Below are 22,122 nucleotides of genomic sequence, written 5' to 3'. Positions count from 1 at the left end.
TCGTGTTGTCATTTTGCGGCCGGCTGCTGCACCTGCGGCTGAAGGGCGGCGACGCGCTTGAGACCGGCCTTATGGCCGGAGACCATGGCACCGGCACTGCGATCCATCCGGATGAAGGGGATGGTCGCAAGTACGGTCAGAACCGAGATGCAGAAGAAGGCGATATGGAAATCGCGGACCTGCAGTTCCGTCCCGCTGAAGAAGGTCGAGGTTTCCAGGATCATGGCGGCGACGGCAACACCGAGCGCCAGGCTGATCTGCTGCATGACCGAGCTCATCGATGTCGCCTGGCTTGCCTGCTTGTCGTTGATATCGGCGAAGGCAAGCGCATTGATGCCGGTGAAGAAGAAGGAGCGCGAGAAGCCGCCAATCAGCAGGATGCCGACAATGATGAGGTGCGGCGTCCAGGGCTGGAAGAAGCCCGTGCAGATCGTCGTCAGGGTGGTGATGGCCGCGGCCGAAAGCAGCGCTGTCTTGAAGCCCACGGCGGTAAAGACCCGGCGGGCGATGAATTTCGTCGAGATCGCGCCGATGGCACCGGCAAAGGTGATGAGGCCGGACTGGAATGGATTGAGGCCGAAGCCGAGCTGCAGCATCAAGGGTGTCAGGAAGGGCATGGCGCCGATGCAGATGCGGAACAGCGTGCCGCCGGTGACCGAGGCGCGGAAGGTGGCGTTCTTCAGCAGCGTGAGATCAAGGATCGGGGCCGGGTGACGGCGCGCATGGCCGATATAGAGAAAGCCGCAGACGAAGCCGATGACGACGGCGGAGATGCCGATATAGGGCGGTAGAGCCGGCAGGCTGATGACGGACATGCCGAAGACTATGCCGGATGCGGCGAAAGAGGTCAGCAGGAAACCGATGACATCGAGCTTCGGCGGCATTGTCGCTTCCACATCGGGCAGGAAGATTGACGCCAAGATCACGCCGAGGATGCCGACGGGCACGTTGATCAGGAAGATCCAGTGCCAGGAAGCGTAGGTGGTGATGAAGCCGCCGAGCGGAGGACCGGCAAGCGGGCCCACGAGCGCGGGAATGGAGAGCAGCGCCATCGCCGAAACGAGATCGCTCTTCTGCGTGGTGCGCACCAGCACAAGGCGCCCGACCGGCGTCATCATCGAGCCGCCGACGCCCTGCAGGAAGCGGGCGAAGACGAATTCCACGAGGCCGCCCGAGAAGGCGCACATGATGGAGCCGATAACGAAGACACAGATGGCCACGCGGAAAATGTTCTTCGCGCCAAAGCGATCCGCCATCCAGCCGCTGATCGGGATGAAGACGGCCAGCGATACCATGTAGGAGGTCAGCGCCAGCTTTAGCGTGATCGGGCCGACATGCAGATCATTGGCGATGGCCGGCAGCGCTGTCGCGATGACGGTGGAATCCATCTGTTCCATGAAAAGGGCTACGGCGAGGATCAATGGAACGATGCGATTCATGGGCATCCGCCTTGATAGGTCTGTCTTCGGAAAGCCGCCGCTCAGGGTGCGATCAGCCGCTCTGTAGTCCTATGCGAGGCTGCTGCCAATCCTGGATTTTGCTCCATCAGCGCCTGGGGATCACGTCTTCGTGATATCCACTGCCGCATCGGGTGGGACGCAGGATTTGACATATGCTAAGAGCATGGAAATGCTAAACGCATAAAACGTCGTCCGGTCTATTAGCGGATTTGGATTGTGTTGTCATGACCAAATTTTCGGTCGTAGACGCGCAACTTCCAGGCCGCCGTCACCGGAGGCTGCGATAGGCGCAGCTTACGCTGCGCATCAACATAAGGAGTGAGTTCATGACTGCCGTCCTGCCCCCGGATACGCATCGGTTCAAATTGGGATCCTGCACCGTCACCGTCGTCAAGGACGGCGCTAACATCATGGACAACCCCTGGGAAACTTTCGGCTCGAACCAGGCGCCGGACACCGTTCGCAAACTGCTGGAGCAGAATTTCCTGCCGACGGAAAAATTCGTCAACAGCTACGCGCCCGCCATCATCGACACCGGCTCCGACGTGATCGTCGTCGATACCGGCTTTGGTGCCGCCGGTCGCGCTCGTGGCCTCGGCCGCTTTCGCGAAGGGCTGAAGGCGGTCGGCTACACGCCTGAGCAGGTCACGGTCGTCGCTCTCACGCATCTACACGGCGATCATATCAATGGATTGATGGAGGAGGATGGCCCGGCCTTTCCGAATGCTCGCTACGTTGCCGGCGAGATCGAATATGGGTTCTGGACCGATACGGCGCGTGAGGGAACACCGGCGGAAGGCGGCCATAAGGCCGTCCTCGCCAATGTCGTGCCCTTCGCCGAAAAGATGACCTTCCTTAGGGATGGCGACCAGATCGTCAGCGGCATGACCGCCATGCTGGCGCCCGGCCACACGCCCGGCCATCTCGTCTTCCACCTGGAATCCGGCGGCAGCCAACTCGTCATGACCGGCGATACCGCCAACCATTATGTCCTATCGCTCGGCCGCCCGGATTGGGAAGTCCGCTTCGATGCGGACAAGGCGCAGGCCGCGAAAACCCGCCGCCGCATCTTCGATATGATCGCCGCCGACCGCATTCCCTTCCTCGGCTTCCACATGCCTTTCCCCGCCGTTGGCTTCGTCGAAAAACAGTCGGAAGGTTTTCGCTACATTCCGAAAAGCTACCAGTTCGATGTTTGAAGACAGCGACTTGATGGCGGGATGTAAGCTCAAGAACGGTCGCGAAAGAGACCATTATCTTGATGCGTAACGGCACGGATGGCGCCTGCAAAAGCAGCAGGCGCCTCCTGCGGCAGATTGTGTCCAACCCCTGCAATAATACGTCGTTGGTAAAACGCGGCCTTGAAATGCGGCGCGGCATGGTCGATTGCATCAGGTGGATCGACACCGTCGTCGGCACCTTGCAGAACAAAGGTTGGCACGACGATATCAGGTTGCTTGGCTAGTTCTGCCTCTATGGACTGGAGCTCTGGATCTCCGGGAGTACCGCCGAACCGATGTCGATAGGAATGAATGACGACATCCACAAAATCCGGATTTTCAAATGCCGCAAAGCTCTGTTCGTAAGTTGCGTCAACAAAACTCCATGTGGGAGACCATAGCTTCCAGATGAAACGGCAAAGCTCGCAGCGTTTCTCGCTCAGTCCTCTTCGGCCACGCTCCGAATGGAAGTAATATTGATACCAATAGCGATATTCCTCTTCGGGCGACGCGGGTTGGCCGGCGGCGGTGATGTTCTGGATGTTGTATCCCGTCCCGCAGCTTACCAAACCGCGAACACGCTCGGGCCAAAGGGCAGCGACAATACAGGCTGCCCGGCCACCCCAATCATAGCCGCCAAGCGTCGCCGAAGAAATACCAAGCGCGTCCATGAAAGCCAGAAGGTCCGAACCGAGAGCGGCTTGCTCTCCTGACCGGAAGGTTTCGTCGGAAAGGAATCGCGTCGAGCCGAATCCACGCAGGAACGGCACGAAGCAATGCCATCCATCTCAAGCGAGTCGCTCGGCCACCTGATCGTAAGCATGAATGTCATACGGGAAGCCGTGCAAAAGGATCACCGGCTGGCCGTCGGGCGGCCCGCTTTCCCGATAAGCGATTTCCAGAACGCCGGCTGTGACTGTCTTCATGTGGCATTCCTCTACCGATCAATGGTGCATCCGAGAGGCATTTCAGCATGGCAAAACCGGCTCCAGGTCACAACCGAAATTCGCAAAAGCTCCGCGCATTCAATTCCGGATCACGGCACTTCGCCCGAGACGAGGTTCCGTTCCTGCCAGCAGTCGCTGAATATTCATACGATGGCGCACGATCACATAAAGGCTACCGGCAATCACCAGCAATCGATATGGCAACGGCTGCTCCAAGCCGCAGACAAGGGCAATCGCCGTCAAAGCTGCCAGGATTGAGCCGAGAGAAACAATCCGAAAAATAGCCAGCGTAATGCCAAAAACGGTCACTGCACCTAATCCCACCGGCCAGGCTATCGCCAGCAACAGGCCAAGTCCCGTTGCGACGGATTTGCCGCCCTTAAAATTCAGCCAGATCGGGCGGCTATGCCCCAGCAAGACTGCGAGTCCCGCTAAGCAAACCGCCCACAAAACGAAGTTTTGCTGATCAAGCGCAGTTGGCGGCGACACGGACGGCAATGTTTGGAGCCAAGGATAGAACCAACGGGCAAAGACGATCGCCGCGGCCCCTTTCAGCACATCGACCAGGAGCACCGCCAAGGCTGGCCACTTCCCAAGGGTCCGCAATACGTTCGTTGCGCCAGTCGATTTGGAACCGAGGTCCCGAATATCAACGCCCTTGAGCAGTCTCCCCGCCAGATAGCCCGTGGGTATGGAGCCGAAGAGATAGGCGATCGCCAATCCCGCGACGCTTGCTATCCAGAAACCCATGAGTGTCACCTCTGTTTAAGACTTTACCCGTAGCACCGGCCGCAAGAAAGTTCGCTCGTAGCTGATGAATGGTGGACTCCTACCGAAGCGTTCGTTTGCGGCAATTCCGTCCGGATCGGCTGCAACACGCTCGCGGTATTGCAGGTAGGTTGTCTCATCTGGAAATGTGAATAATGCGACCGCAATGTCGCCGGAGCCTTCTTCACCTATGCCCGGAAAGCTCACTCCCGCCTCTGCCGGCTTGTCTCTGGGTATGAAGTAGCCGTGATGCGTTCCGCCATGGCGTTCGATGAGTTCGATCCAAATCCGACCATAGGCTTCGAATTCCGAAATTCTATGGTGATCGATGCGGTAGCGAACTTCGCATGTAACCGGGCTTTTGTGCATTGAAAGACCATTTCTTTAACCAGCAGGCCCAAGGGCTCCTGCGTCCGGCCGACCGTGATACCTTATGCCATGGCACAGTATGTCATGGCACAATTTTCCGGAATAGACTGCCGCCGTTGCCCCTGTCGGAAGCGCCTGACGATGACGTGGAGCCGAATCCCGCGCTGAAGCCAAGGCTTAGCATATCTGCCCCTCGCTTTTTGCTATTCCCTTCCTGTCATGAACGTGTTACCAGCCCTCGCCAACTTCCAAGCAACACTTGCAAGATCGCCCGGTAGACGATTCGTTCCGGGCTTTCCTGTTTTTCACAGACGAAGGAATTGGCCATGGCACGCATTATTGAAACGTCAACCGGGTTGGATGCCCTCACATTCGACGACGTGCTCCTGCAGCCGGGACACTCGGAGGTCATGCCGGGCCAGACGAATATCGCCACCCGCATCGCCCAGGACATCGAGCTCAACCTGCCGATCCTCTCCGCCGCCATGGATACGGTCACGGAAAGCCGTCTTGCGATCGCCATGGCCCAAGCCGGCGGCATGGGTGTTATCCACCGCAATCTGACACCGGTGCAGCAGGCCGAAGAGGTCCGCCAGGTCAAGAAGTTCGAAAGCGGCATGGTGGTCAATCCGGTCACCATCGGCCCCGACGCCACGCTTGCCGAAGCGCTTGCTCTGATGAAGGCCCACGGCATTTCCGGAATCCCGGTCGTCGAAAAGTCGCACCGCCTCGTCGGCATCCTCACCAATCGCGACGTCCGCTTCGCCTCCGACCCCTCCCAGAAGATCTTCGAGCTGATGACCCGCGAAAATCTGGTCACGGTCGCAGAAAGCGTCCAGCAACAGGAAGCCAAGCGCCTGCTGCACAAGCACCGCATCGAAAAGCTGCTTGTCGTTGACGCTGACAGCCGTCTGGTCGGTTTGATCACCGTCAAGGATATCGAGAAGTCGCAGCTGAACCCGAACGCTTCGAAGGATGCTCAGGGCCGCCTGCGCGCTGCCGCCGCCATCAGCGTCGGCGATGACGGTTTCGAACGTGCCGAACGCCTGATTGAGGCTGGCGTCGACCTTCTGGTCGTCGATACCGCCCATGGTCACTCGCAGCGCGTTCTCGATGCCGTCACCCGCGTCAAGAAGCTGTCCAACTCCGTCCGCATCATGGCCGGCAATGTCGCCACCTATGACGGCACGCGGGCGTTGATCGATGCCGGCGCTGACGCCGTCAAGGTCGGTATCGGCCCCGGCTCCATCTGCACGACCCGTATCGTCGCTGGTGTTGGTGTGCCGCAGCTCGCAGCCATCATGTCGGCGGTCGAGGCTGCGCAGGCTCAGAACATTCCCGTCATCGCCGATGGCGGCATCAAGTTCTCCGGCGACCTGGCAAAGGCGATCGCCGCCGGCGCTTCCGCAGCGATGATCGGCTCGCTGCTTGCCGGTACGGATGAAAGCCCGGGCGAGGTTTATCTCTACCAGGGCCGCTCCTTCAAGGCCTATCGCGGCATGGGCTCCGTCGGCGCCATGGCGCGCGGCTCGGCCGACCGCTACTTCCAGGCCGAGGTCCGCGACACGTTGAAGCTCGTGCCGGAAGGCATCGAAGGCCAGGTTCCCTATAAGGGGCCTGTCTCCGGCGTGCTGCATCAGCTCGCAGGCGGCCTCAAAGCGGCCATGGGCTATGTCGGCGGTGCCGACCTCAAGGATTTCCAGGAGCGCGCGACCTTCGTGCGCATCTCCGGCGCGGGCCTGCGCGAAAGCCATGCCCATGACGTCACGATCACCCGCGAAAGCCCGAACTATCCGGGCGCAGGCGGCTGATTGATGGCAGATCGCGCTTCGGGCAACGCCAGGTCCTTACAGGGCCTGGCGGCGATCCTTGCGGCTCTTTCGCTGGCACTCTTCGCCTGGATCTATGCCGGCTTCGCAAGAGCATTCAGCGATGCCGCCGCCGGCCAGTCGATGCTCGATGTGCGCATCGGCGGCTATGAGAGCGAAGATGTCATCGCCATGCTGCGCTATCTCAAGGAGCATCCCGATCCGGCCGCGATCCTGCATTCTATGTATCTCGGGCCGGAGCTGATCTTCCCGCTGGTGCTGGGCGGGTTGCTGTTTTGCCTGATGCGGCTGGTCGGCCCCGGCGGTTTTTTCTTCGGCCGGCCGATCCCACCGGGTGGGACCACGGTCATTTTCTGCCTGCCGATCTTTTATACGCTTGTCGATTATGCCGAGAATATCGCCGGCCTGATGCTCTATCCGCCGGCAATGCCCTCCGATGCCACGGTATCGCTGCTTGCGACCCTCCTGCCCATCATCATCAGGCTGAAATTTCTGACGCTGGTTGTGACAGTGATTCTGCTGGTCCGTTTTGCGATTTTTCGCTACCTATCGCGCGACAGTTCCAAACCGTCCTGATCGACTACAGTGCCGCGCGTCATATGCGACGCGCAAAGGTCGCTGCAGCATTTCAGATCTACTGTATAGCTTTCGGAAGTTCCAAAGGAGTTGGCCGCGTGACAGGCTATGAAATGTTCTGGCCCATGGTGGCGCATGCGGTACTGGTTTTCATCCTCTATGCGCTCCTGGGATGGCGCCGCCGTGTGCTGGTGAAGGCCGGCCGCATTCAGCCAGAGCAATTCCGCGAAAATCATGCAGCCGATGAGCCAGCGGAAAGCTTGGTAGTGCGAAACAGCCTCGCCAATCAGTTCGAACTTCCCTTGCTCTTCCATGCCTGCTGCATCGTACTCTACACCACACAGGCCGATAATCTGGCGGCCGTGATCCTCGCCTGGATTTTTGTCGCGGCACGCTACGCTCATGCCTTCGTGCATGTGACCAGCAACGATCTGCGCTATCGCAGTCCGCTCTTCGCCCTTGGTTTTGCAGCCCTGGTCTGCATGTGGGGCTGGCTCGGCATCTGGCTCACCTTCTCCTGATGCAGGATGACGACCGCAGCCGCAACCTGCGGTAACGCGTTTGTGTTTTTCCTTTCCCATTGCGGTGAGATCCGCTGACCTATCTTGTCAGCGGGTGGCCGGTCGTTTGTTGCCTGCTGCCGGGGAAACAGGGAGAACAGGATCATGAGCACGGAAAAGCCGGTTGTGACGCAGGCGATGATCAACGCCTATGACGAATACACGCATCTGACGCTCGATCGTCGGGGTTTCATGGAAAAGCTGACCAAGCTCGCAGGCTCGGCCGGGGCCGCCGCCGCCATCGCGCCGCTGCTTGCCGCCAAAAGGCGAGTGCCGAGATCATTGCCGCCGACGATAGCAGGCTGGACACGAAGGACGTGACCTTTGCCGGCAGCAAGGGCGAGATGAAGGGGTATCTCGCCCGCCCGAAAGATGCGGCCGACAAGCTCGGTGGTGTCATCGTCATCCACGAGAACCGAGGCCTCAACCCGCATATCCGCGATGTCGCCCGCCGCGTGGCGCTGGAAGGTTTCGTGGCGCTGGCGCCGGATTTCTTGTCTCCGCTCGGCGGCACGCCCGAGGATGAGGACAAGGCACGCGACATGTTCACCAATCTCGATCCGGCATTGACGGCCGCCAATGCCGAAGCGAGCCTGACTTACCTCGCAAAGACGGATGGCGCCAACGGCAAGGTCGGTGCCGTCGGCTTCTGCTGGGGTGGTGGCCTAGTCAACCGTTTTGCGACCATCTCGCCGGAGCTGAAGGCAGGCGTTGCCTATTACGGCGCGCAGCCGCCTGCGGGCGAGGTTCCGAAAATCAAGGCGGCCCTATTGCTACACTATGCCGGCCTCGACGATCGTATCAACGCCGGTATCGATGCCTATCGCAAGGAGCTGCAGGCAGGCGGTAAGACCTTCGAAATCTTCGTCTATGAAGGCGTCAATCATGCTTTCAACAATGACACGTCGGCCGCCCGTTACGACAAGAAGGCAGCCGATCTCGCCTGGGGAAGGACGGTGGAATTCTTGAAGAAATACGTGTCCTAGAACGACACAAATCGCCGATGTCGACGTGTCGGCGATCGGTTGGTTACGAGGGCGAAACCATGTTTCGGCCTCGTTTTCCGGAGTCTGATTACGGCTCCTAAGTGATGATTAAAATTGAGCTTTTCCCGTTTACGCGCATTGAACGCGTCTGGTGTCATAGCGTCTGCGCGCTTGAGCGCCGTTCAGTGTGAGAATGAAACGGGAAGAGCATGAATCCGGATAGTCCCGACCGCATTACGTTCCGAAAGAGGCCACAGCAGGAGCGAAGCATCCAGCGTGTCGATGCCATTCTGTCGGTCGCGGCCGCGCTGATCGCCGAGAAGGGGGTGAGCGCAATGAAGATGACCGAGCTGGCTGCGGTTGCCGCGATCCCGATCGGCTCCGTCTATCAGTATTTTCCGGACAAGGCGGCGATCGTCCGTGCCTTGCTCGAACGGCATTCCAGCCGCATCAGGCTAAAGGTGGGAGAGGCTTTTGCCTTCGTGACATCGCTCGATCACGCCATCGAGCTCGTCTGCACCATGATCGATTGGTATTATCACGAGTTTCGCAGCGATCCCGCCTATCTCGGCGTCTGGCTAGGTACGGACATCGACAGGGATATCCTTCAGCTCAACATTCAACACAGCAATCGTGTCGCCGAAATTTTCCTGGACAGCATTCGGCCTTTTCTGCCGGCTGAAAGCCGCATCGACCTCGAGGCGCGCACGCAGCTGTTCAGCCATCTGATCGGCGCATCCGTCCGTTTTGCCATCATGAGCGACGACGAGATGGCAAAGCGCATGTTGCACGAATGGAAGCAGGTGATCCGCGCCACCCTGCTGGCGGAGCCGGAGCAGTAACCACTCGAAAGTAACAGGCTGGTGCGCTTCGAGCTCACCAGCCCGGTAGAATGTGCCCGGCGCGCAGTCGCGGATAGAAGCGCGTGTAGGTTTTCACCTCGCCATCAAGATCGTCATCCACCGCAGCCGGCGTGATGTTGTCGAGGCAGGCCGAGATATGCGCTGTGATGGCGTTCATCAGCGATACGGAAAGGCCGGCCCGCTTCATGATGCCGATCTGCACCGGCGGCAGCGGTGGGAAGCCATCGGCTTGGGTCAGTACCTTCATGCCGGTCCTGAGCGCCGATTCCGGCATGACCGAAACCGCCATGCCGGCCAGCACGGCCGCGGCAACGACAGTGCAGGACCAGCTGGTGAACAGGATCTGATAGTCGCGGCCGCCGGCATCAAGCGCCGAGCAGGCGAGCTGGCGCCACTGACAATCACGACGGCCGACGGCGAGCGGAATGGGCGCATCGTCGCGCAGCGGATGGTTGGCCGAGCCGACCCAGCAGAGCGGTTCCGTTCGAACGACGTCCGACATGCGTTCGCGCGGATTGTGGGTGACGAGCGCGATATCGAGCTCGCCGCGATGCATGCGCTCGGCAAGGTCGACCGAGGGTTCGCAGACGATGTAGAGCTCGACATTCGGATGCGTCTTGGCGAAGCGGCCGATGATTTCGGGCATGTAGCGGTCGGCATAATCGTCCGGTGTGCCGATGCGCAGCGTGCCTTCGAGACGGTTGTCATCGAAAGCGGCGATGGCTTCGTTGTTCAGGCGAATGATGCGGCGGGCATAGTTCAGCAGCTTGTCGCCTTCCGCCGTCAGGCGGTTGCCGCGGCCGTCCTTGATGAAAAGCTGCTTGCCGACGCGCTCTTCCAGTCGCCGCATCTGCATGGAGACGGCCGATTGCGTCTTGAACACGCGGTCGGCCGCCTTGGTGAAGCTTCCGGAATCCACGATTGCGATGAAGGTCTGCAACTGATCGATATCAAGCGGCGCGGACATGGGCTCACCTATAAAGGAGTTTGATAGTTATCATTAGAAACATTCGTTGGACTGATCAATAGGCCTTTGGCATCTTCTGAATGTAATTCAGCATACCAATCGAACAGAAACACCTGTCGAACTCCTCCCGGCCTACACCCCTTTTCCGGATCGCCGAAAAGGGGCTGGGCTCGCGTGTGCCCAAAGAAAAGGAATACGGAAATGCGCACGACAGATCGGACCCTTGACCTCGGCCTAGCAACGCCATCGCTGTCGCTGACGGCACGGGGTATGCTTGCTTTGAGCAATGTCGCATCGATCTGGCGCGCAATCCGAAATCGCAAGGAAATCGAATATCTGAATGAGCTGAACGACAGTCAGCTGCACGATATCGGCCTCACCAGGCAGGATCTGAACGCTGCGCTGACCACCTCGACCTTCTTCGGGGATCCGTCCGGCCATCTCACCAATTCCGCGCGTCGCTGCACGCGCCTCTCTGCCTCCAGCAGCTTAAGAGGCTGATGGCGGACAATAGTTTCCCCGCAGGGTGATAGCCAATAAGCCCTGCCTCTTTCCCGGTGTTCGGCCCAAGGGCCAACACCGGGTTTTTTCTTTCTGAAGACCGGTTTCTGTCATAGATGATGCGCGGGCAAGTTGCCTACGGCGGCAACCGTCTTATCTAACGACCAGATCCGAACAATAGGGAAGCAACGATGGCAACCGTGATCTTCTTCCACTCCGTCTATGGTCTGCGCTCGCTCGAGCATGAGGCGGTCGAGCGTGTGCAGGCGGCAGGCCACAAGGCTTTCGCGCCGGATCTCTATGACGGCCTGATCGCCCGATCGATCGAAGAAGGGTTCGAATTCAAGGACGAGATCGGCTGGGCAACGATCTGCGAGCGCGCCGAATGGGCGTTGGCCGGTCTGCCGGCCTCGACCGTGCTGGCGGGCTTTTCGATGGGCGCCGCCGTCGCCGCCAGCCTCTGGCCGAAGCGGGAAAAGACCGCCGGCATCCTGTTCCTGCATGGCATTGCCTCCATCGCCGAAAATGCCCGCAAGGGTCTGCCCCTGCAGCTTCATCTGGCAGATCCCGATCCGTTCGAACCGGAGGAAGACGTTGCCACCTGGCGGCAAGGCGTCACCAAGTCCGGCATCGCGGCAGAAATCTTTCGGTATCCGGGCGGCGGCCACCTATACACCGATGCCAGCCTGCCGGATTATAACGCCCAGGCCGCCGATCTCACCTGGAAGCGTGTCATCGACTTCCTTGGCGCCATCGATGCCAATACGTGAAATGCCTGCATCTTCACTCGTAGGACTTGAACTGATGATGCCGCTCGCCTAATTTATGAGCATCGTTGATACCAACAGGATGTGTGCAGCAATGGATTCCATCTCGACCGCAATGCCGTTCAGCCTTGCCATCGAGGACATTCTTGCTCATGCCCATATCCATCGTTCTATCCAATCTCTCGTGGTCCACGCCTGACGGCCGGCCGCTTCTTTCCCATCTCGATCTGAGCTTCGGCGCCGAGCGCACCGGCCTTGTCGGACGCAACGGCGTCGGCAAGACGACGCTGACCAAGCTGATCTCCGGCGAGCTGCAGCCGCAATCCGGCAGCATCTCGTTCAACGGCCGATTGGGAATCCTGCGCCAGAGCGTGCAGGTGGAGGCGGACGAAACCGTCGCCGATCTCTTCGGTGCAAGCGAAGCCCTTGCTGTCCTGAAGCGGGCGGAAGCCGGCGAGGCGACCAATGATGAACTCGCATTGGCTGACTGGACTCTCGAGTCACGCATCGCCGCGGCTCTTGATCGTGTCGGGCTGGACGTCGTCCCGGAAACGCCTCTCGCGACCCTGTCGGGGGGACAGCGCACCCGTTGCGGTCTTGCTGCCCTTATCGTCGACGATCCTGATTTCCTGATCCTCGACGAACCCACAAACAATCTCGATCGCGACGGCCGCGCAGCTGTCATCGATCTGCTTGCGGGCTGGAGGGCAGGTGCCATCGTCATCAGCCACGATCGCGAGTTGCTCGACATCATGGATGCGATTGTCGAACTGACATCGCTCGGCGCCTCCCGTTATGGCGGCAACTGGACGCAGTATCGCGAACGCAAGGCGCTGGAGCTTTCCGCCGCCGAACATGATTTTACCGAGGCAGAGAAGCGTGTCGCCGAAGTGGAAAGAAGTGCCCAGGCGGCCATCGAACGGCAGGCACGGCGAGACAAGGCGGGCCGGAAGATGGCGGCCAAGGGCGGTATTCCGCGCATCATGCTCGGCGGCTTGAAGGAGCGGGCTGAAATGACAAGCGCGGAGAATACGCGGCTCGCCGAACGCCGCCGCGCCCAGGCTCTGCAGGATGCCGCTGCCGCCCGCGAGAAGATAGAGGTTCTACAGCCGCTGACCGTGAAGCTGCCGACATCAGGATTGCCAGCAAACAGGATCGTCCTCAAGATGGAAGGCGTCACTGCTGGCTACGAGCCAGAGCGGCCAATCCTGCGCGACTTCAATTTCATCATGACGGGGCCGGAACGCGTTGCCGTCACCGGGCCGAACGGCTCGGGCAAGACGACACTGCTGACGCTGGTCTCCGGCGCGCTAAAACCCTGGAGCGGCACGGTGCGGGTCGTCCATTCCGCTTTACTGGACCAAAGGGTCAGCCTTCTCGATCCATCGATTTCGATCCGCGACAATTTCCGCAGGATCAACCCTGATGCGGATGAAAATGCCTGCCGGGCTGCCCTGGCGCGCTTCATGTTCCGGGCTAATGCCGCGTTGCAGACCGCCTCCAGTCTGAGCGGCGGCCAGCTTCTGCGCGCCGGGCTTGCCTGCGTGCTCGGCGGCACGGTGCCGCCATCGCTGTTGATCCTCGACGAACCGACCAACCATCTCGATATCGATTCGATCGCGGCGGTCGAGGCCGGGCTGCGGGCCTATGACGGCTCGCTTCTGGTCGTCAGCCACGATGAGGTGTTTCTCGACAATATCGGCATAGAGAGGCGGCTCGAGTTGCCTGCTCGATTCCCCTCGGATCGGTGAAGGGGCGTCAGGCGTGGCTGGTGCTGGCGATGCGATCGAGTTCGGCAATCGCATCCTCCGGCAGCTTGAGTTCCGCAGCCGCGATATTCTGCTTGAGATGCGTAAGCGACGACGTACCGGGAATGAGCAGGATATTGGGGGCACGCTGCAGCAGCCAGGCAAGAGCCACCTGCATGGGCGTCGCGTTCAGCCGGGCAGCGACATCGGAAAGCGCTGAGGACTGCAGCGGCGTGAAGCCGCCGAGCGGGAAGAAGGGCACATAGGCGATCCCGTCGCGCTCAAGCTCATCAACCAGCGCGTCATCCGTACGCTGCGCCAGATTGTAGAGGTTCTGGACGCAGACGATCTCGGTGATCTTGCGTCCCTCGGCAATCTGGCTGCGTGTGACGTTGCTCAGCCCGATATGGCGCACCAGACCCTGCTGCTTAAGTTCCGCAAGGGCGGTCAGTGGTGCCTCGATCGAACCCTCGGTCGGGTGGTGCGGGTTGATCATGACGCGGAGATTGACGACGTCGAGTACATCCAGTCCCAGATTGCTTAAATTATCGTGCACCGCCTGCTTCAGCTCATCGGCGGAGAAGGCCGGGAGCCAGGAGGCATCTGCACCGCGCCGTGCGCCGATTTTTGTGACGATGACGAGATCGTCGCGATAGGGATGGAGCGCTTCCCGGATCAGCTGGTTGGTTACATGCGGACCGTAGAAATCGCTGGTATCGATATGGTCAATGCCGGAGGCGATGGCTTCGCGCAGAACCGCGAGTGCCGTCTCGTGGTCCTTCGGCGGGCCGAACACGCCGGGGCCCGCAAGCTGCATGGCGCCGTAGCCGAGCCGTTTGACCTTGAGGTTGCCGAGGGTGAAGCTTCCGGATTGATCGATGCTGGACATGGCTATCTCCTTTTCAAGATGAAAGCAGAAATAGGCTCAGTCGCAGTGTATGATAACCGGGCGCAATGCGTACGGGCTGTGCGGAATTGTGAACAGTGAGCAGGAATCGAAAGCGAGTAGCCAAGCATCACTTCTGTTTCGGAGCAGGCTTGTCCTCGCTCTTCAAATAGCTGTCGAAGATCGCTTCCATGTTTTTCTGATAGGTCTTCTGCACTTCGAGGCCGCTGTCGAACATGGCGTTGAACATCTCGGTATAGGCCGCCATGTCGACGCCGACGGCGGGCTTGGCCTTCGGCTCTTCCTTCGGCGGCTCTGACGGCATCGGGAAGTTCTTCATCATGTCCTGAAACGCCTTGGCGAAGGGATTGTCGAGGAAAGGATTGGTCGGCGCCGGCTTCTCGCGCTTGACCGAATCGGCGCCGAACATCAGCTCCATTGCCTGGGTGAAAGGATTGTCGAAGATGCTCGCCTGCGGCGTCGGCTGCTGCTTGGGCGCAAAGCCGATGCTCTGCAGCCAGCCCTGCATCATCTCGCCCATATCGGTGTTGAGGAAGGGATTGGCCATCTGCGGGATCTGGCCGCTGGTTTCCTTGAAGAGACCGCCCATCAGCGTATCCGCCATGGCCGGCAGCATGCGCTTGTAAATCTCCTGGCCGATGCCGGTCATCTGTGCGGCCTGGGCAGCGACCGCGCGGGAAACCTCCTTCGAGCCGAACAGCCGTCCGAGCACGGCATTGCCGTCGGCAATGCCCTCGGGCGTAAAGGCCTTGGTCATGTCCTCGAAATATTTGGCATAATTGCCGGACGAGATATCCCTCATCACGCCGACGAAATTATAGGGATCGGTGGCGCTGCGCTTGAAGCCGGAGGAAAAGGCCGGCATCAGAGCGGCCATGGCCTTCGTCGCCTGCTCCTGCGCCAGATTGAACTGCTTGGCCATGGCGTCCGTGGCGGCGCCATTCTGTGCCTGCATCATCATGTCGAAGAGTGGCAGCATCGAAGTCCCTTTCCCCGCTAGAGCGTGATGCCGAAAAGTGTAGGCGGTTTTCGGATGACATCACGCTCTATTTCTTTGATTCTAGAGCGGATTCAGATTTTAGGTCGAACAGACCTAAAATCATCCGGCTCTAGGAGGCCGCTTCGGAATCAGGCGGCGCTTGATTCCGATAGTATAGCGGAAAAGGGAGGGCGCATACCGGTTTCTGCCGTGGGGTCGCCGGGCAGCGACGGCAGATAAGCGCCTATCAGTACTGATATTCCTCGAAGATCGGCTCGACCGACTGGTTCCAGCGGCCGTTGTAGAGCATCAAGAGATCGTCGGCGAGCGTGCCCTTCTTGGCGAGCACTTCGTCGAGCGGTGCGAGGAAGACGGTTTCATCCTGCCCGTCGCCATTCAAGCGATTGCGGTTCTTCAGCCCGAGACGGGAAATGCCGACCACTTCGCGAGCGATTTCGAGGAGGCCATGGCCCTTGATCGCCGCCTTCAGGCCCTGTGCCGGTACGACGTTCCGCAGCGCATTGACCTCTTGGAAGTTCCAGTCCTTGGTCAGCTCGTCGGCGGCTGTCAGTGCCTCGTCGTCATAGAGCAGGCCGACCCAGAAGGCCGGCAGCGCACAGATGCGGCGCCAGGGGCCGCCGTCCGCGCCGCGCATCTCAAGGAAGCGCTTGAGGCGGACATCGGGGAACAGCGTCGAGAGATGGTTCGTCCAGTCGCCCATCGTCGGCTCCCAATCGGCGATCTCACCCTTCAGCGCACCGTCCATGAACTGGCGGAAGGTGACGTGCGTACAGTCGTGATAGCGGCCGTCGCGAACGACGAAATACATAGGCACATCGAGCGCCCACTTCACATAGTCTTCGAAGCCGAAATCATCCCTGAAGGTGAAATCGAGCAGGCCGCCGCGGCGGTTGTCTGTATCTTTCCATATTTCGCCGCGCCAGGAGGAAAGCCCGTTTGGCATGCCATCGGTGAAAGGGGAGGAGGCGAAGAGCGCCGTTGCCAGCGACTGCAGTTTCATCGACACGCGCATCTTGCGGCGCATGTCGGCTTCCGACGAAAAGTCGAGGTTCACCTGGATGGTGCAGGTGCGGTACATCATGTCGAGACCCATGGTGCCGACCTTCGGCATGTAGCGGGTCATGATCTCATAACGCGATTTCGGCATGCGCGGCGTTTCGGCGAGCGTCCATTTCGGGCTGCCGCCGATGCCGAGGAAGCGAATGCCCATCGGCTCGGCAATTTCGCGCACCGTCGCTAGATGGGCATTCGATTCTTTACAGGTCTGGTGAATGGTTTCGAGCGGCGCGCCGGAGAGTTCGAACTGCCCGCCCGGCTCGATCGAGATGGCGCCCATGCCCGAGGGTTCACCGAGCCCGATGATATTGTCGCCGTCCATGATGGGATCCCAGCCGCTCTTCTTCTGCAGCCCCGTGAGGAGCGCGGAAATGCTGGCCTCGCCGAAATAGGGCACAGGGCTGTTGTCGGCGCGGAAGAACACGAATTTCTCGTGCTCGGTGCCGATGCGAAATTTCTCCTGCGGTTTGCTGCCTGCGGCCAGATAGGCCGTCATTTCCGAGACCGAGGAGAGCGGAGTCTGGTCGGTAGTATCGCGCGCCATGGTATTACCTTAGATCTCGGAGGAGAACCCGCGCAAGCCGCAGGTCAATAGGAGGGTGATTGACGCGGATTGAGGTACGGTGCAAGTGAATTTCTTTCAAGGGTCGTTCAAAAAAATAGGATTTTATGTCTCGCAACTGCATCACAGCCGTGTCAGCCACCGGCATATTTGCACAAGCGTTCAAGACATCCCGCTAGTCACGCCGATAGCTTTGCTTCCACTGACATCAGGCGGAGCATATCGATGAACGGTCCGAACGACCTTTACTATCCTATACTGACGCTGCTTCTGGCCTCGCTCGTCATCATGGGAAGTCCCGGTCCCTCGACCATCAGCGCGACGGCGATGGGAGCGGCCTACGGCTTCCGACGGTCGCTCGGTTACGTCTCCGGCCTTATTGCGGGCACCGTGGCTGTTCTGCTCGCGGTAGCGGCTGGCGTCGTTGCCGTCCTGCTGTCGGTGCCGCATGGTGCCCTCCTGCTGACTGTGGTCTCGGCGCTCTATATCCTTTATCTCGCCTTCAAGATCGCCACCGCGCCGCCGCTGTCTCGCCGCGACGATCAGGTCGCGGCGCCTGCCTTTTCCGGTGGGTTCCTGCTGGCCGTCGCCAATCCCAAGGCCTATCTCGCGATCGCAGCCGTCTTTGCCGGTGTCAGCCTGTTCCAGGATCAGAGGCTGCTCGACGCCGCCGCCAAGATCGCGCTGCTCATGGCCATGATCGTCGCCATCCATATGGTCTGGCTTCTCGTTGGTGCTTCCCTATCCCGTTTCCTTCAAGATCCGAAGATCTCGCGGATCGTCAACATCTCGTTGGCGATCCTGCTGATCGTTGCGACCGTCGCTGCCATACTGGAGTGAAGCCTCAGTTCCAGTCGCCGATCGCGGCCTGGATCACCGCCATGGCCGCAACAGCCGCCGTATCGGCACGCAGGATACGCGGGCCAAGCGGAATGGCGGTGACGAAATCGAGGCTGCGCAAGAGGGAGCGCTCTTCTTCGGAAAAACCGCCTTCGGGGCCGACCAGCAGCGCCAGATGCTTCTCCTTTACCCGCGTCAAAAGCGGCAGCGGATTTTGGCCGGCATCGCCCTCGTCGCAATAGATGATGCGGCGCTCGCGCGGCCAGCGGGCGAGCAGATCGGCAAGCTTCACAGGTTCGGCTACGTCGGGAATGCCGAGGATGCCGCACTGCTCTGCCGCCTCGATGACATTGGCCCTGACCTTGTCGAGGTTGGTGATCTTGCCTTGCACATGCTGTGTCATCACCGGCTGCAAGAGGCCGGCGCCCATTTCGACCGCCTTCTGCACGAGATAATCCAATCGCCCGACTTTCAGCGGCGCGAAAAGGTAGTGCAGGTCGGAGGGGGCCGGCTGCGGGCGTGTCTCCTCGACCGGCGTCAGCAGGATGCGCTTGCGGGTGGGGAATGAGACACGGACTTTCCACTCTCCGTCGCGGCCGTTGAAGACAAGAAGTTCAGCACCATCCTCCATGCGCAGCACGTTGGCGAGATAGTTGAACTGATCCTGGTCAGCCTCGATGGCGGTACCAGCCTTGATGTCTGCCGTCACGTACAGCCGCTGCATGCGGAAATTGGCGCGCATGGATTACCCCCGGAATTAACTGGAACACTGAGATGGAGCGGCTCGAAGATCCGGCGAGAAGCCGAACCGCTCTAAATGAAGAGCGCGACCATAACCCAATATACGGCGGCGGCAAGCAGGGCAGCGACCGGCACGGTGATCGCCCAGGCGGCGATGATGGTCATGAAATGCGAGCGGCGCACGAGCCGGCGGCGATGAACCTCATCGGGATTGCGCTCATCGGTGGCTTCCGGCTCGCTCCAGGGTATGCCCGCCGCCTCGGCCTTTTTACGCATATAGTCAAATCGCCGCTTGGAACGGACGGTGGACCACTCGCGAAAGAAGCCAACGCCGAAGACCGCGCCAACGGTAATGTGGGTCGAGCTCACGGGGAAACCGAACCAGGCGGCGACGATGACGGTGAGGGCCGCAGACACGGCGACGCAATAGGCACGCATCGGATTGAGCTTGGTGATCTGTTCGCCAAGCAGACGGATGAGCCGCGGCCCATAGAGCAGAACGCCAACGGAGATGCCGCAGCCGCCGATCATGACGACCCAGAAGGGCGCCTTCTGCGTGCTTGTCTCGGCCAGCACGGTGAGCGAGCCGCCAAGCCCGACATCGCGAACGATCGCAGCGAGCGGGCCGATGGCGTTGGCGACGTCGTTGGCGCCATGCGCGAAGGACATCAGGGCTGCAGAGCAGATCAACGGCAGGCGGAAAAGCTTGCGCAACGAGCTGTTCTTGTTTTCCAATCCCGCCGATTGCGCCGCCACAAGCGGCCATGCGCCGAGCCACGCGATGATGCCGACACTGAGGCCGATCGCAAGATTGAGGATATTGGGTATCGTACCTTTGGGTTCGAGCTGGACCACGAGATAGCCCGAGAAGGCGCCGGCCATCAGTCCGATCAGGATCGGAATCCAATATCTGGCGGCGGCAATCTTGTCGTCGCGATAGATGATGAAGGTCTCGATGAAGTAGAGGATGCTGGCCGCGATGGTGCCGCCGAGAAAGGGTGTTATCACCCAGCCGGCCGAGATGGCCGCCAGCGTGTTCCAGTTCACGAGTTCCGGGCCGACAGCGGCAAAGCCTGCACCCACGACGGCGCCGACGATCGTATGTGTCGTCGAAACCGGCGCTTTCAGCCAGGTGGCGAAATTGATCCAGAGTGCTGCGGCAAGCAGGGCCGCCATCATCAGCCAGGCAAGTTTGCCGATGCTGACGATGCGATTGGTATCGACGATATGCGTCGAGATCGTATTGATGACTGGGCCGCCGGCAATCGTCGCGCCGAGGATCTCGAAGATGGCGGCCATGACGAGGGCCTGCGTCATGGTGATCGCGCGCGCACCGACCGCCGCACCGACATTGTTGGCGACGTCTTTCGCGCCGATGTTCATGGCCATGTAGCCGGCAAGGGCTACGGCGGCAAAGATCAGCGTCGCGCGCGGCTGGTTGAAAACGTAGATGCCGGCGAAGACCATGGCGAGACCGAGGAAGATTAGGCCGATACCCGGCGCCACCAGACGCCTCGTGACGTGATGCGTCGCGTCCTCGACATAGGTGAATTTGTCGAGGTCCTTGTCGAGCGTCCTTTTTACAGGTGTGGCCGGTCGGTCGGGCATGCGATTCTCTGAATCAAAACTCTCGTATTGCGCTGACCGATAAGGCGCGCAATATCCACCAAGCATACTGGCACAGTTTTTTGTGAGTAATGTGGCTTACTCGGCCTGCGAAACCACCGGAGCGGCCGGCATCCGGCGGGCGAAGGCGAGAATGAGATCGTGCAGTTCCGGTTCGCGAACGCGTTCGGCTGCTTCCTCGCAGGAGACCCACTCCATGGAGCGCTCGCCCTTTTCCTTGAAGTTCTTGACGAGTTCGTTGACTTCGAGAGCGTAGACCTGCACGCGGCATGGCACCTGGATGCCGTCCTTGAGCACCTTGTCGTAGCCGAACGAGCCGAGCGGCTCAGTTTCCACCACGCCGCGCACGCCTGCCTCTTCATAGGCTTCGCGAGCAGCAACTTCATGGGAGAGCTTGCCGGGCATAGGCCATCCCTTGGGGATGACCCAGCGACCGGTGTCGCGGCTGGTCAGCAACAAAATCTCAAGATGACCGGTTTTCTTTTTCACCCGATAACAAAGCGCAGCATATTGCTGTCGCGGCGGACGCCGAAACATGAGTTGCACATCATTTGCTATGCGGCTGAGAAAGGCCAATTGTCGGTTCACCTTTGAGAGTTGGAGTGAAGGCTGGAATCTATATTATCACGGTGCGGAAAAATTTTGCGCTCCATATAAGGCTATATGGTATTTCCCCACAAAATTATTGAGTGTTGCGTAGAGAAAAATGCAAAGATTTGTCTTCTGATATTCGCCAGCGATTGTGCTGAAAGCGACATTCAACAGCATTTTCGTGCCGCAGATGGCGCAATCGTATGGATGTGGCTGCTATCGTTTTGGAAAGAAAGAAAAAACTTATTATGTCCGAACGCATCCCGCCTCGACGCCTGCCGCCCTTGAACGCGCTGCGTGCCTTCGATGCGGTTGCGCGCTGCGGCAGCATCCTGAAGGCGGCCGATGAGCTTGGCGTCGTGCGCGGGGCTATCAGGCAACAGCTGAACCTGCTGGAGGCACATTTTGGCGTACCCCTGTTCGACCGGGAGAATGGCAGGCTGGTGTTGACGGCGAAGGGCAGGGCATTCGCCGATTCCGTTGGTGTCGCCTTTGGCATCCTCACGCGGGCCTCCGCCGAACTTTCCGTTGGCGAACCGCGGTCGATTCGACTCGGCGTTCCCTCGGCTTTTGCCGTCTGGTGGCTGATGCCGCGCGTCGCCGCGCTTCAGACGGTACTTCAGGATATCGATATCGACATCGTGCCGATGGCGACAGTCGAGCCGCTTGCCAAGCGCCCCGACCTGGAAGCGGTCATCATGGGCGGCGAATACCGGCCGATGCGCGATATCACCGCTATCCGCTTCATGGAGGATGAGTTCGGTCCCATCGCAACGCCCGATGTCGCCGATCGCCTCGGACTTGCCAACGGTGTTCCGGCACTTGCCGGAGCTGTTGCCCTTGCAAGCCGTTCCGCCCCGAGCCTGTGGGAGGATTGGTTTGCCGAAAGCGGTCACGCCCCCATCCGCTTTGCCGGCAGTCGCGAATTTGAAGACCTGCTGCTTGCGCTCGGCGCCGCCCGCTCGGGTCTCGGGGTCGCCATCGCCCCGCGCACCGCCATTGGCGAGGATTTCGATCGCGGTACTTTGGTCGCGCCATTCGGCTTCATCCGTAGGCCGGCGGGCTATAGCCTCAGCCTTCGCAGCAGCGATGTGAAGGACCCGGCGTTGGTGCGATTGGCGGATTGGCTAAGCAAGGCGGGGGCCGAACCAGCTTAGCACAACATCAAAGAGAGACGCATTCATATGGCAGATTTTCTGCCATGCAACGCAGTGCAATGTCCATCGACACCTCCTTCG

The 22,122-nt window shown here is 60.0% G+C and carries 21 protein-coding genes and 2 pseudogenes; 11 read left to right on the top strand and 12 right to left on the bottom strand.

Going from position 1 to position 22,122, the window contains the following annotated elements; translation table 11 throughout:
• Nucleotides 1–8 precede the first annotated feature (8 nt).
• The gene (locus FBZ99_RS11825) at nt 9–1,439 is read right to left on the bottom strand and encodes an MFS transporter (protein WP_113353804.1); all 1,431 of its coding nucleotides are present in this window, start codon (nt 1,437–1,439) and stop codon (nt 9–11) included.
• Between the two features lie 347 nt (nt 1,440–1,786).
• Here FBZ99_RS11825 and FBZ99_RS11820 point away from each other — a divergent pair, with 347 nt between their 5' ends.
• Entirely contained in the window at nt 1,787–2,659 is an 873-nt protein-coding gene (locus tag FBZ99_RS11820) for an MBL fold metallo-hydrolase (protein WP_113353805.1), read from the top strand.
• Nucleotides 2,660–2,688: 29 nt separating this feature from the next.
• Here FBZ99_RS11820 and FBZ99_RS11815 read toward each other — a convergent pair.
• From FBZ99_RS11815 to FBZ99_RS11805, 3 genes and pseudogenes are all read right to left on the bottom strand, one after another.
• Nucleotides 2,689–3,606 (bottom strand): annotated as a pseudogene (locus FBZ99_RS11815) (alpha/beta fold hydrolase).
• A gap of 99 nt (nt 3,607–3,705) precedes the next feature.
• Nucleotides 3,706–4,377 carry a glycerol-3-phosphate 1-O-acyltransferase PlsY gene (plsY, locus tag FBZ99_RS11810; RefSeq protein ID WP_113390247.1) on the bottom strand — a complete coding sequence of 224 codons (672 nt, stop codon included), beginning with the start codon at nt 4,375–4,377 and terminating at the stop codon, nt 3,706–3,708.
• A 15-nt stretch (nt 4,378–4,392) separates the two neighbouring features.
• Entirely contained in the window at nt 4,393–4,764 is a 372-nt protein-coding gene (locus FBZ99_RS11805; protein ID WP_113390246.1) for an NIPSNAP family protein, read from the bottom strand.
• A gap of 326 nt (nt 4,765–5,090) precedes the next feature.
• Between FBZ99_RS11805 and guaB the strand changes: the two genes are divergently transcribed.
• The 5 genes and pseudogenes from guaB (at nt 5,091) to FBZ99_RS11780 (ending at nt 9,557) form a co-directional block, all read left to right on the top strand.
• On the top strand, nt 5,091–6,575 hold the full coding sequence (gene guaB, locus FBZ99_RS11800) for an IMP dehydrogenase (RefSeq protein WP_113353808.1): 1,485 nt from the start codon (nt 5,091–5,093) through the stop codon (nt 6,573–6,575).
• Nucleotides 6,576–6,578: 3 nt separating this feature from the next.
• Nucleotides 6,579–7,169: a hypothetical protein gene (locus FBZ99_RS11795; RefSeq protein ID WP_113390245.1), complete on the top strand. Its 591-nt coding sequence runs from the start codon at nt 6,579–6,581 to the stop codon at nt 7,167–7,169.
• Between the two features lie 98 nt (nt 7,170–7,267).
• Nucleotides 7,268–7,690: an MAPEG family protein gene (locus tag FBZ99_RS11790; protein ID WP_113353810.1), complete on the top strand. Its 423-nt coding sequence runs from the start codon at nt 7,268–7,270 to the stop codon at nt 7,688–7,690.
• Between the two features lie 144 nt (nt 7,691–7,834).
• A pseudogene (locus FBZ99_RS11785) lies at nt 7,835–8,715 on the top strand (dienelactone hydrolase family protein).
• 209 nt (nt 8,716–8,924) lie between these two features.
• Nucleotides 8,925–9,557 (top strand): TetR/AcrR family transcriptional regulator, encoded by a 633-nt coding sequence (locus tag FBZ99_RS11780; protein ID WP_145633244.1) that lies wholly within the window; start codon nt 8,925–8,927, stop codon nt 9,555–9,557.
• A gap of 34 nt (nt 9,558–9,591) precedes the next feature.
• Here FBZ99_RS11780 and FBZ99_RS11775 read toward each other — a convergent pair whose 3' ends face one another.
• On the bottom strand, nt 9,592–10,545 hold the full coding sequence (locus FBZ99_RS11775; protein ID WP_069612360.1) for a LysR substrate-binding domain-containing protein: 954 nt from the start codon (nt 10,543–10,545) through the stop codon (nt 9,592–9,594).
• 201 nt (nt 10,546–10,746) lie between these two features.
• Between FBZ99_RS11775 and FBZ99_RS11770 the strand changes: the two genes are divergently transcribed.
• Together FBZ99_RS11770 and FBZ99_RS11765 are read left to right on the top strand one after the other, a co-directional pair.
• Nucleotides 10,747–11,046 carry a DUF1127 domain-containing protein gene (locus FBZ99_RS11770; protein WP_145633242.1) on the top strand — a complete coding sequence of 100 codons (300 nt, stop codon included), beginning with the start codon at nt 10,747–10,749 and terminating at the stop codon, nt 11,044–11,046.
• Nucleotides 11,047–11,237: 191 nt separating this feature from the next.
• Nucleotides 11,238–11,816 carry a dienelactone hydrolase family protein gene (locus FBZ99_RS11765; RefSeq protein ID WP_145633240.1) on the top strand — a complete coding sequence of 193 codons (579 nt, stop codon included), beginning with the start codon at nt 11,238–11,240 and terminating at the stop codon, nt 11,814–11,816.
• Nucleotides 11,817–11,829: 13 nt separating this feature from the next.
• On the opposite strand, the gene FBZ99_RS33085 is transcribed toward FBZ99_RS11765, so the two are convergent.
• Entirely contained in the window at nt 11,830–11,967 is a 138-nt protein-coding gene (locus tag FBZ99_RS33085; protein ID WP_186450304.1) for a hypothetical protein, read from the bottom strand.
• On the opposite strand from FBZ99_RS33085, the gene FBZ99_RS11760 reads away from it, so the two are divergent.
• A complete protein-coding gene (locus tag FBZ99_RS11760) occupies nt 11,966–13,564 on the top strand; it encodes an ABC-F family ATP-binding cassette domain-containing protein (protein ID WP_145633237.1) in 1,599 nt (532 codons plus the stop codon). The genes FBZ99_RS33085 and FBZ99_RS11760 overlap by 2 nt on opposite strands.
• 7 nt (nt 13,565–13,571) lie before the next feature.
• On the opposite strand, the gene FBZ99_RS11755 is transcribed toward FBZ99_RS11760, so the two are convergent.
• The 3 genes from FBZ99_RS11755 to FBZ99_RS11745 all read right to left on the bottom strand — a co-directional run bounded on the left by FBZ99_RS11755 (nt 13,572) and on the right by FBZ99_RS11745 (nt 17,068).
• Nucleotides 13,572–14,450: an aldo/keto reductase family oxidoreductase gene (locus FBZ99_RS11755; RefSeq protein ID WP_113395716.1), complete on the bottom strand. Its 879-nt coding sequence runs from the start codon at nt 14,448–14,450 to the stop codon at nt 13,572–13,574.
• A gap of 127 nt (nt 14,451–14,577) precedes the next feature.
• A complete protein-coding gene (locus FBZ99_RS11750) occupies nt 14,578–15,447 on the bottom strand; it encodes a DUF937 domain-containing protein (RefSeq protein ID WP_113395715.1) in 870 nt (289 codons plus the stop codon).
• 247 nt (nt 15,448–15,694) lie between these two features.
• Entirely contained in the window at nt 15,695–17,068 is a 1,374-nt protein-coding gene (locus FBZ99_RS11745; RefSeq protein WP_113395714.1) for a glutamate--cysteine ligase, read from the bottom strand.
• Nucleotides 17,069–17,311: 243 nt separating this feature from the next.
• On the opposite strand from FBZ99_RS11745, the gene FBZ99_RS11740 reads away from it, so the two are divergent.
• A complete protein-coding gene (locus FBZ99_RS11740) occupies nt 17,312–17,926 on the top strand; it encodes a LysE family translocator (RefSeq protein ID WP_113330128.1) in 615 nt (204 codons plus the stop codon).
• A 4-nt stretch (nt 17,927–17,930) separates the two neighbouring features.
• Here FBZ99_RS11740 and FBZ99_RS11735 read toward each other — a convergent pair whose 3' ends face one another.
• The 3 genes from FBZ99_RS11735 to FBZ99_RS11725 form a co-directional block, all read right to left on the bottom strand.
• A complete protein-coding gene (locus FBZ99_RS11735; protein ID WP_113395713.1) occupies nt 17,931–18,668 on the bottom strand; it encodes a 16S rRNA (uracil(1498)-N(3))-methyltransferase in 738 nt (245 codons plus the stop codon).
• Nucleotides 18,669–18,739: 71 nt separating this feature from the next.
• Complete coding sequence (locus FBZ99_RS11730; protein WP_113353819.1) at nt 18,740–20,275, bottom strand: inorganic phosphate transporter; 1,536 nt, start codon at nt 20,273–20,275, stop codon at nt 18,740–18,742.
• Nucleotides 20,276–20,371: 96 nt separating this feature from the next.
• Nucleotides 20,372–20,830, bottom strand: a complete 459-nt coding sequence (locus FBZ99_RS11725; protein ID WP_113390236.1) for an NUDIX hydrolase — start codon at nt 20,828–20,830, stop codon at nt 20,372–20,374.
• Between the two features lie 302 nt (nt 20,831–21,132).
• Here FBZ99_RS11725 and FBZ99_RS11720 point away from each other — a divergent pair, with 302 nt between their 5' ends.
• Nucleotides 21,133–22,041: a LysR substrate-binding domain-containing protein gene (locus FBZ99_RS11720; RefSeq protein ID WP_113390235.1), complete on the top strand. Its 909-nt coding sequence runs from the start codon at nt 21,133–21,135 to the stop codon at nt 22,039–22,041.
• Nucleotides 22,042–22,122: the final 81 nt, after the last annotated feature.

Source organism: Rhizobium sp. ERR 1071 (genome assembly GCF_007828675.1).
GTDB classification, from domain to species: Bacteria; Pseudomonadota; Alphaproteobacteria; order Rhizobiales; family Rhizobiaceae; genus Rhizobium; species Rhizobium dioscoreae.
This window is presented reverse-complemented; position numbering and strand designations above follow the sequence as displayed.

Bases quoted from the DNA above. Each gene is read 5' to 3' on its own strand.
- FBZ99_RS11825 (WP_113353804.1), bottom strand. From the start codon at position 1,439: ATGAATCGCATCGTTCCATTGATCCTCGCCGTAGCCCTTTTCATGGAA.
- FBZ99_RS11820 (WP_113353805.1), top strand. From the start codon at position 1,787: ATGACTGCCGTCCTGCCCCCGGATACGCATCGGTTCAAATTGGGATCC.
- plsY (WP_113390247.1), bottom strand. From the start codon at position 4,377: ATGGGTTTCTGGATAGCAAGCGTCGCGGGATTGGCGATCGCCTATCTC.
- FBZ99_RS11805 (WP_113390246.1), bottom strand. From the start codon at position 4,764: ATGCACAAAAGCCCGGTTACATGCGAAGTTCGCTACCGCATCGATCAC.
- guaB (WP_113353808.1), top strand. From the start codon at position 5,091: ATGGCACGCATTATTGAAACGTCAACCGGGTTGGATGCCCTCACATTC.
- FBZ99_RS11795 (WP_113390245.1), top strand. From the start codon at position 6,579: ATGGCAGATCGCGCTTCGGGCAACGCCAGGTCCTTACAGGGCCTGGCG.
- FBZ99_RS11780 (WP_145633244.1), top strand. From the start codon at position 8,925: ATGAATCCGGATAGTCCCGACCGCATTACGTTCCGAAAGAGGCCACAG.
- FBZ99_RS11775 (WP_069612360.1), bottom strand. From the start codon at position 10,545: ATGTCCGCGCCGCTTGATATCGATCAGTTGCAGACCTTCATCGCAATC.
- FBZ99_RS11770 (WP_145633242.1), top strand. From the start codon at position 10,747: ATGCGCACGACAGATCGGACCCTTGACCTCGGCCTAGCAACGCCATCG.
- FBZ99_RS11765 (WP_145633240.1), top strand. From the start codon at position 11,238: ATGGCAACCGTGATCTTCTTCCACTCCGTCTATGGTCTGCGCTCGCTC.
- FBZ99_RS11760 (WP_145633237.1), top strand. From the start codon at position 11,966: ATGCCCATATCCATCGTTCTATCCAATCTCTCGTGGTCCACGCCTGAC.
- FBZ99_RS33085 (WP_186450304.1), bottom strand. From the start codon at position 11,967: ATGAGCAAGAATGTCCTCGATGGCAAGGCTGAACGGCATTGCGGTCGA.
- FBZ99_RS11755 (WP_113395716.1), bottom strand. From the start codon at position 14,450: ATGTCCAGCATCGATCAATCCGGAAGCTTCACCCTCGGCAACCTCAAG.
- FBZ99_RS11750 (WP_113395715.1), bottom strand. From the start codon at position 15,447: ATGCTGCCACTCTTCGACATGATGATGCAGGCACAGAATGGCGCCGCC.
- FBZ99_RS11745 (WP_113395714.1), bottom strand. From the start codon at position 17,068: ATGGCGCGCGATACTACCGACCAGACTCCGCTCTCCTCGGTCTCGGAA.
- FBZ99_RS11740 (WP_113330128.1), top strand. From the start codon at position 17,312: ATGAACGGTCCGAACGACCTTTACTATCCTATACTGACGCTGCTTCTG.
- FBZ99_RS11735 (WP_113395713.1), bottom strand. From the start codon at position 18,668: ATGCGCGCCAATTTCCGCATGCAGCGGCTGTACGTGACGGCAGACATC.
- FBZ99_RS11730 (WP_113353819.1), bottom strand. From the start codon at position 20,275: ATGCCCGACCGACCGGCCACACCTGTAAAAAGGACGCTCGACAAGGAC.
- FBZ99_RS11725 (WP_113390236.1), bottom strand. From the start codon at position 20,830: ATGTTTCGGCGTCCGCCGCGACAGCAATATGCTGCGCTTTGTTATCGG.
- FBZ99_RS11720 (WP_113390235.1), top strand. From the start codon at position 21,133: ATGTCCGAACGCATCCCGCCTCGACGCCTGCCGCCCTTGAACGCGCTG.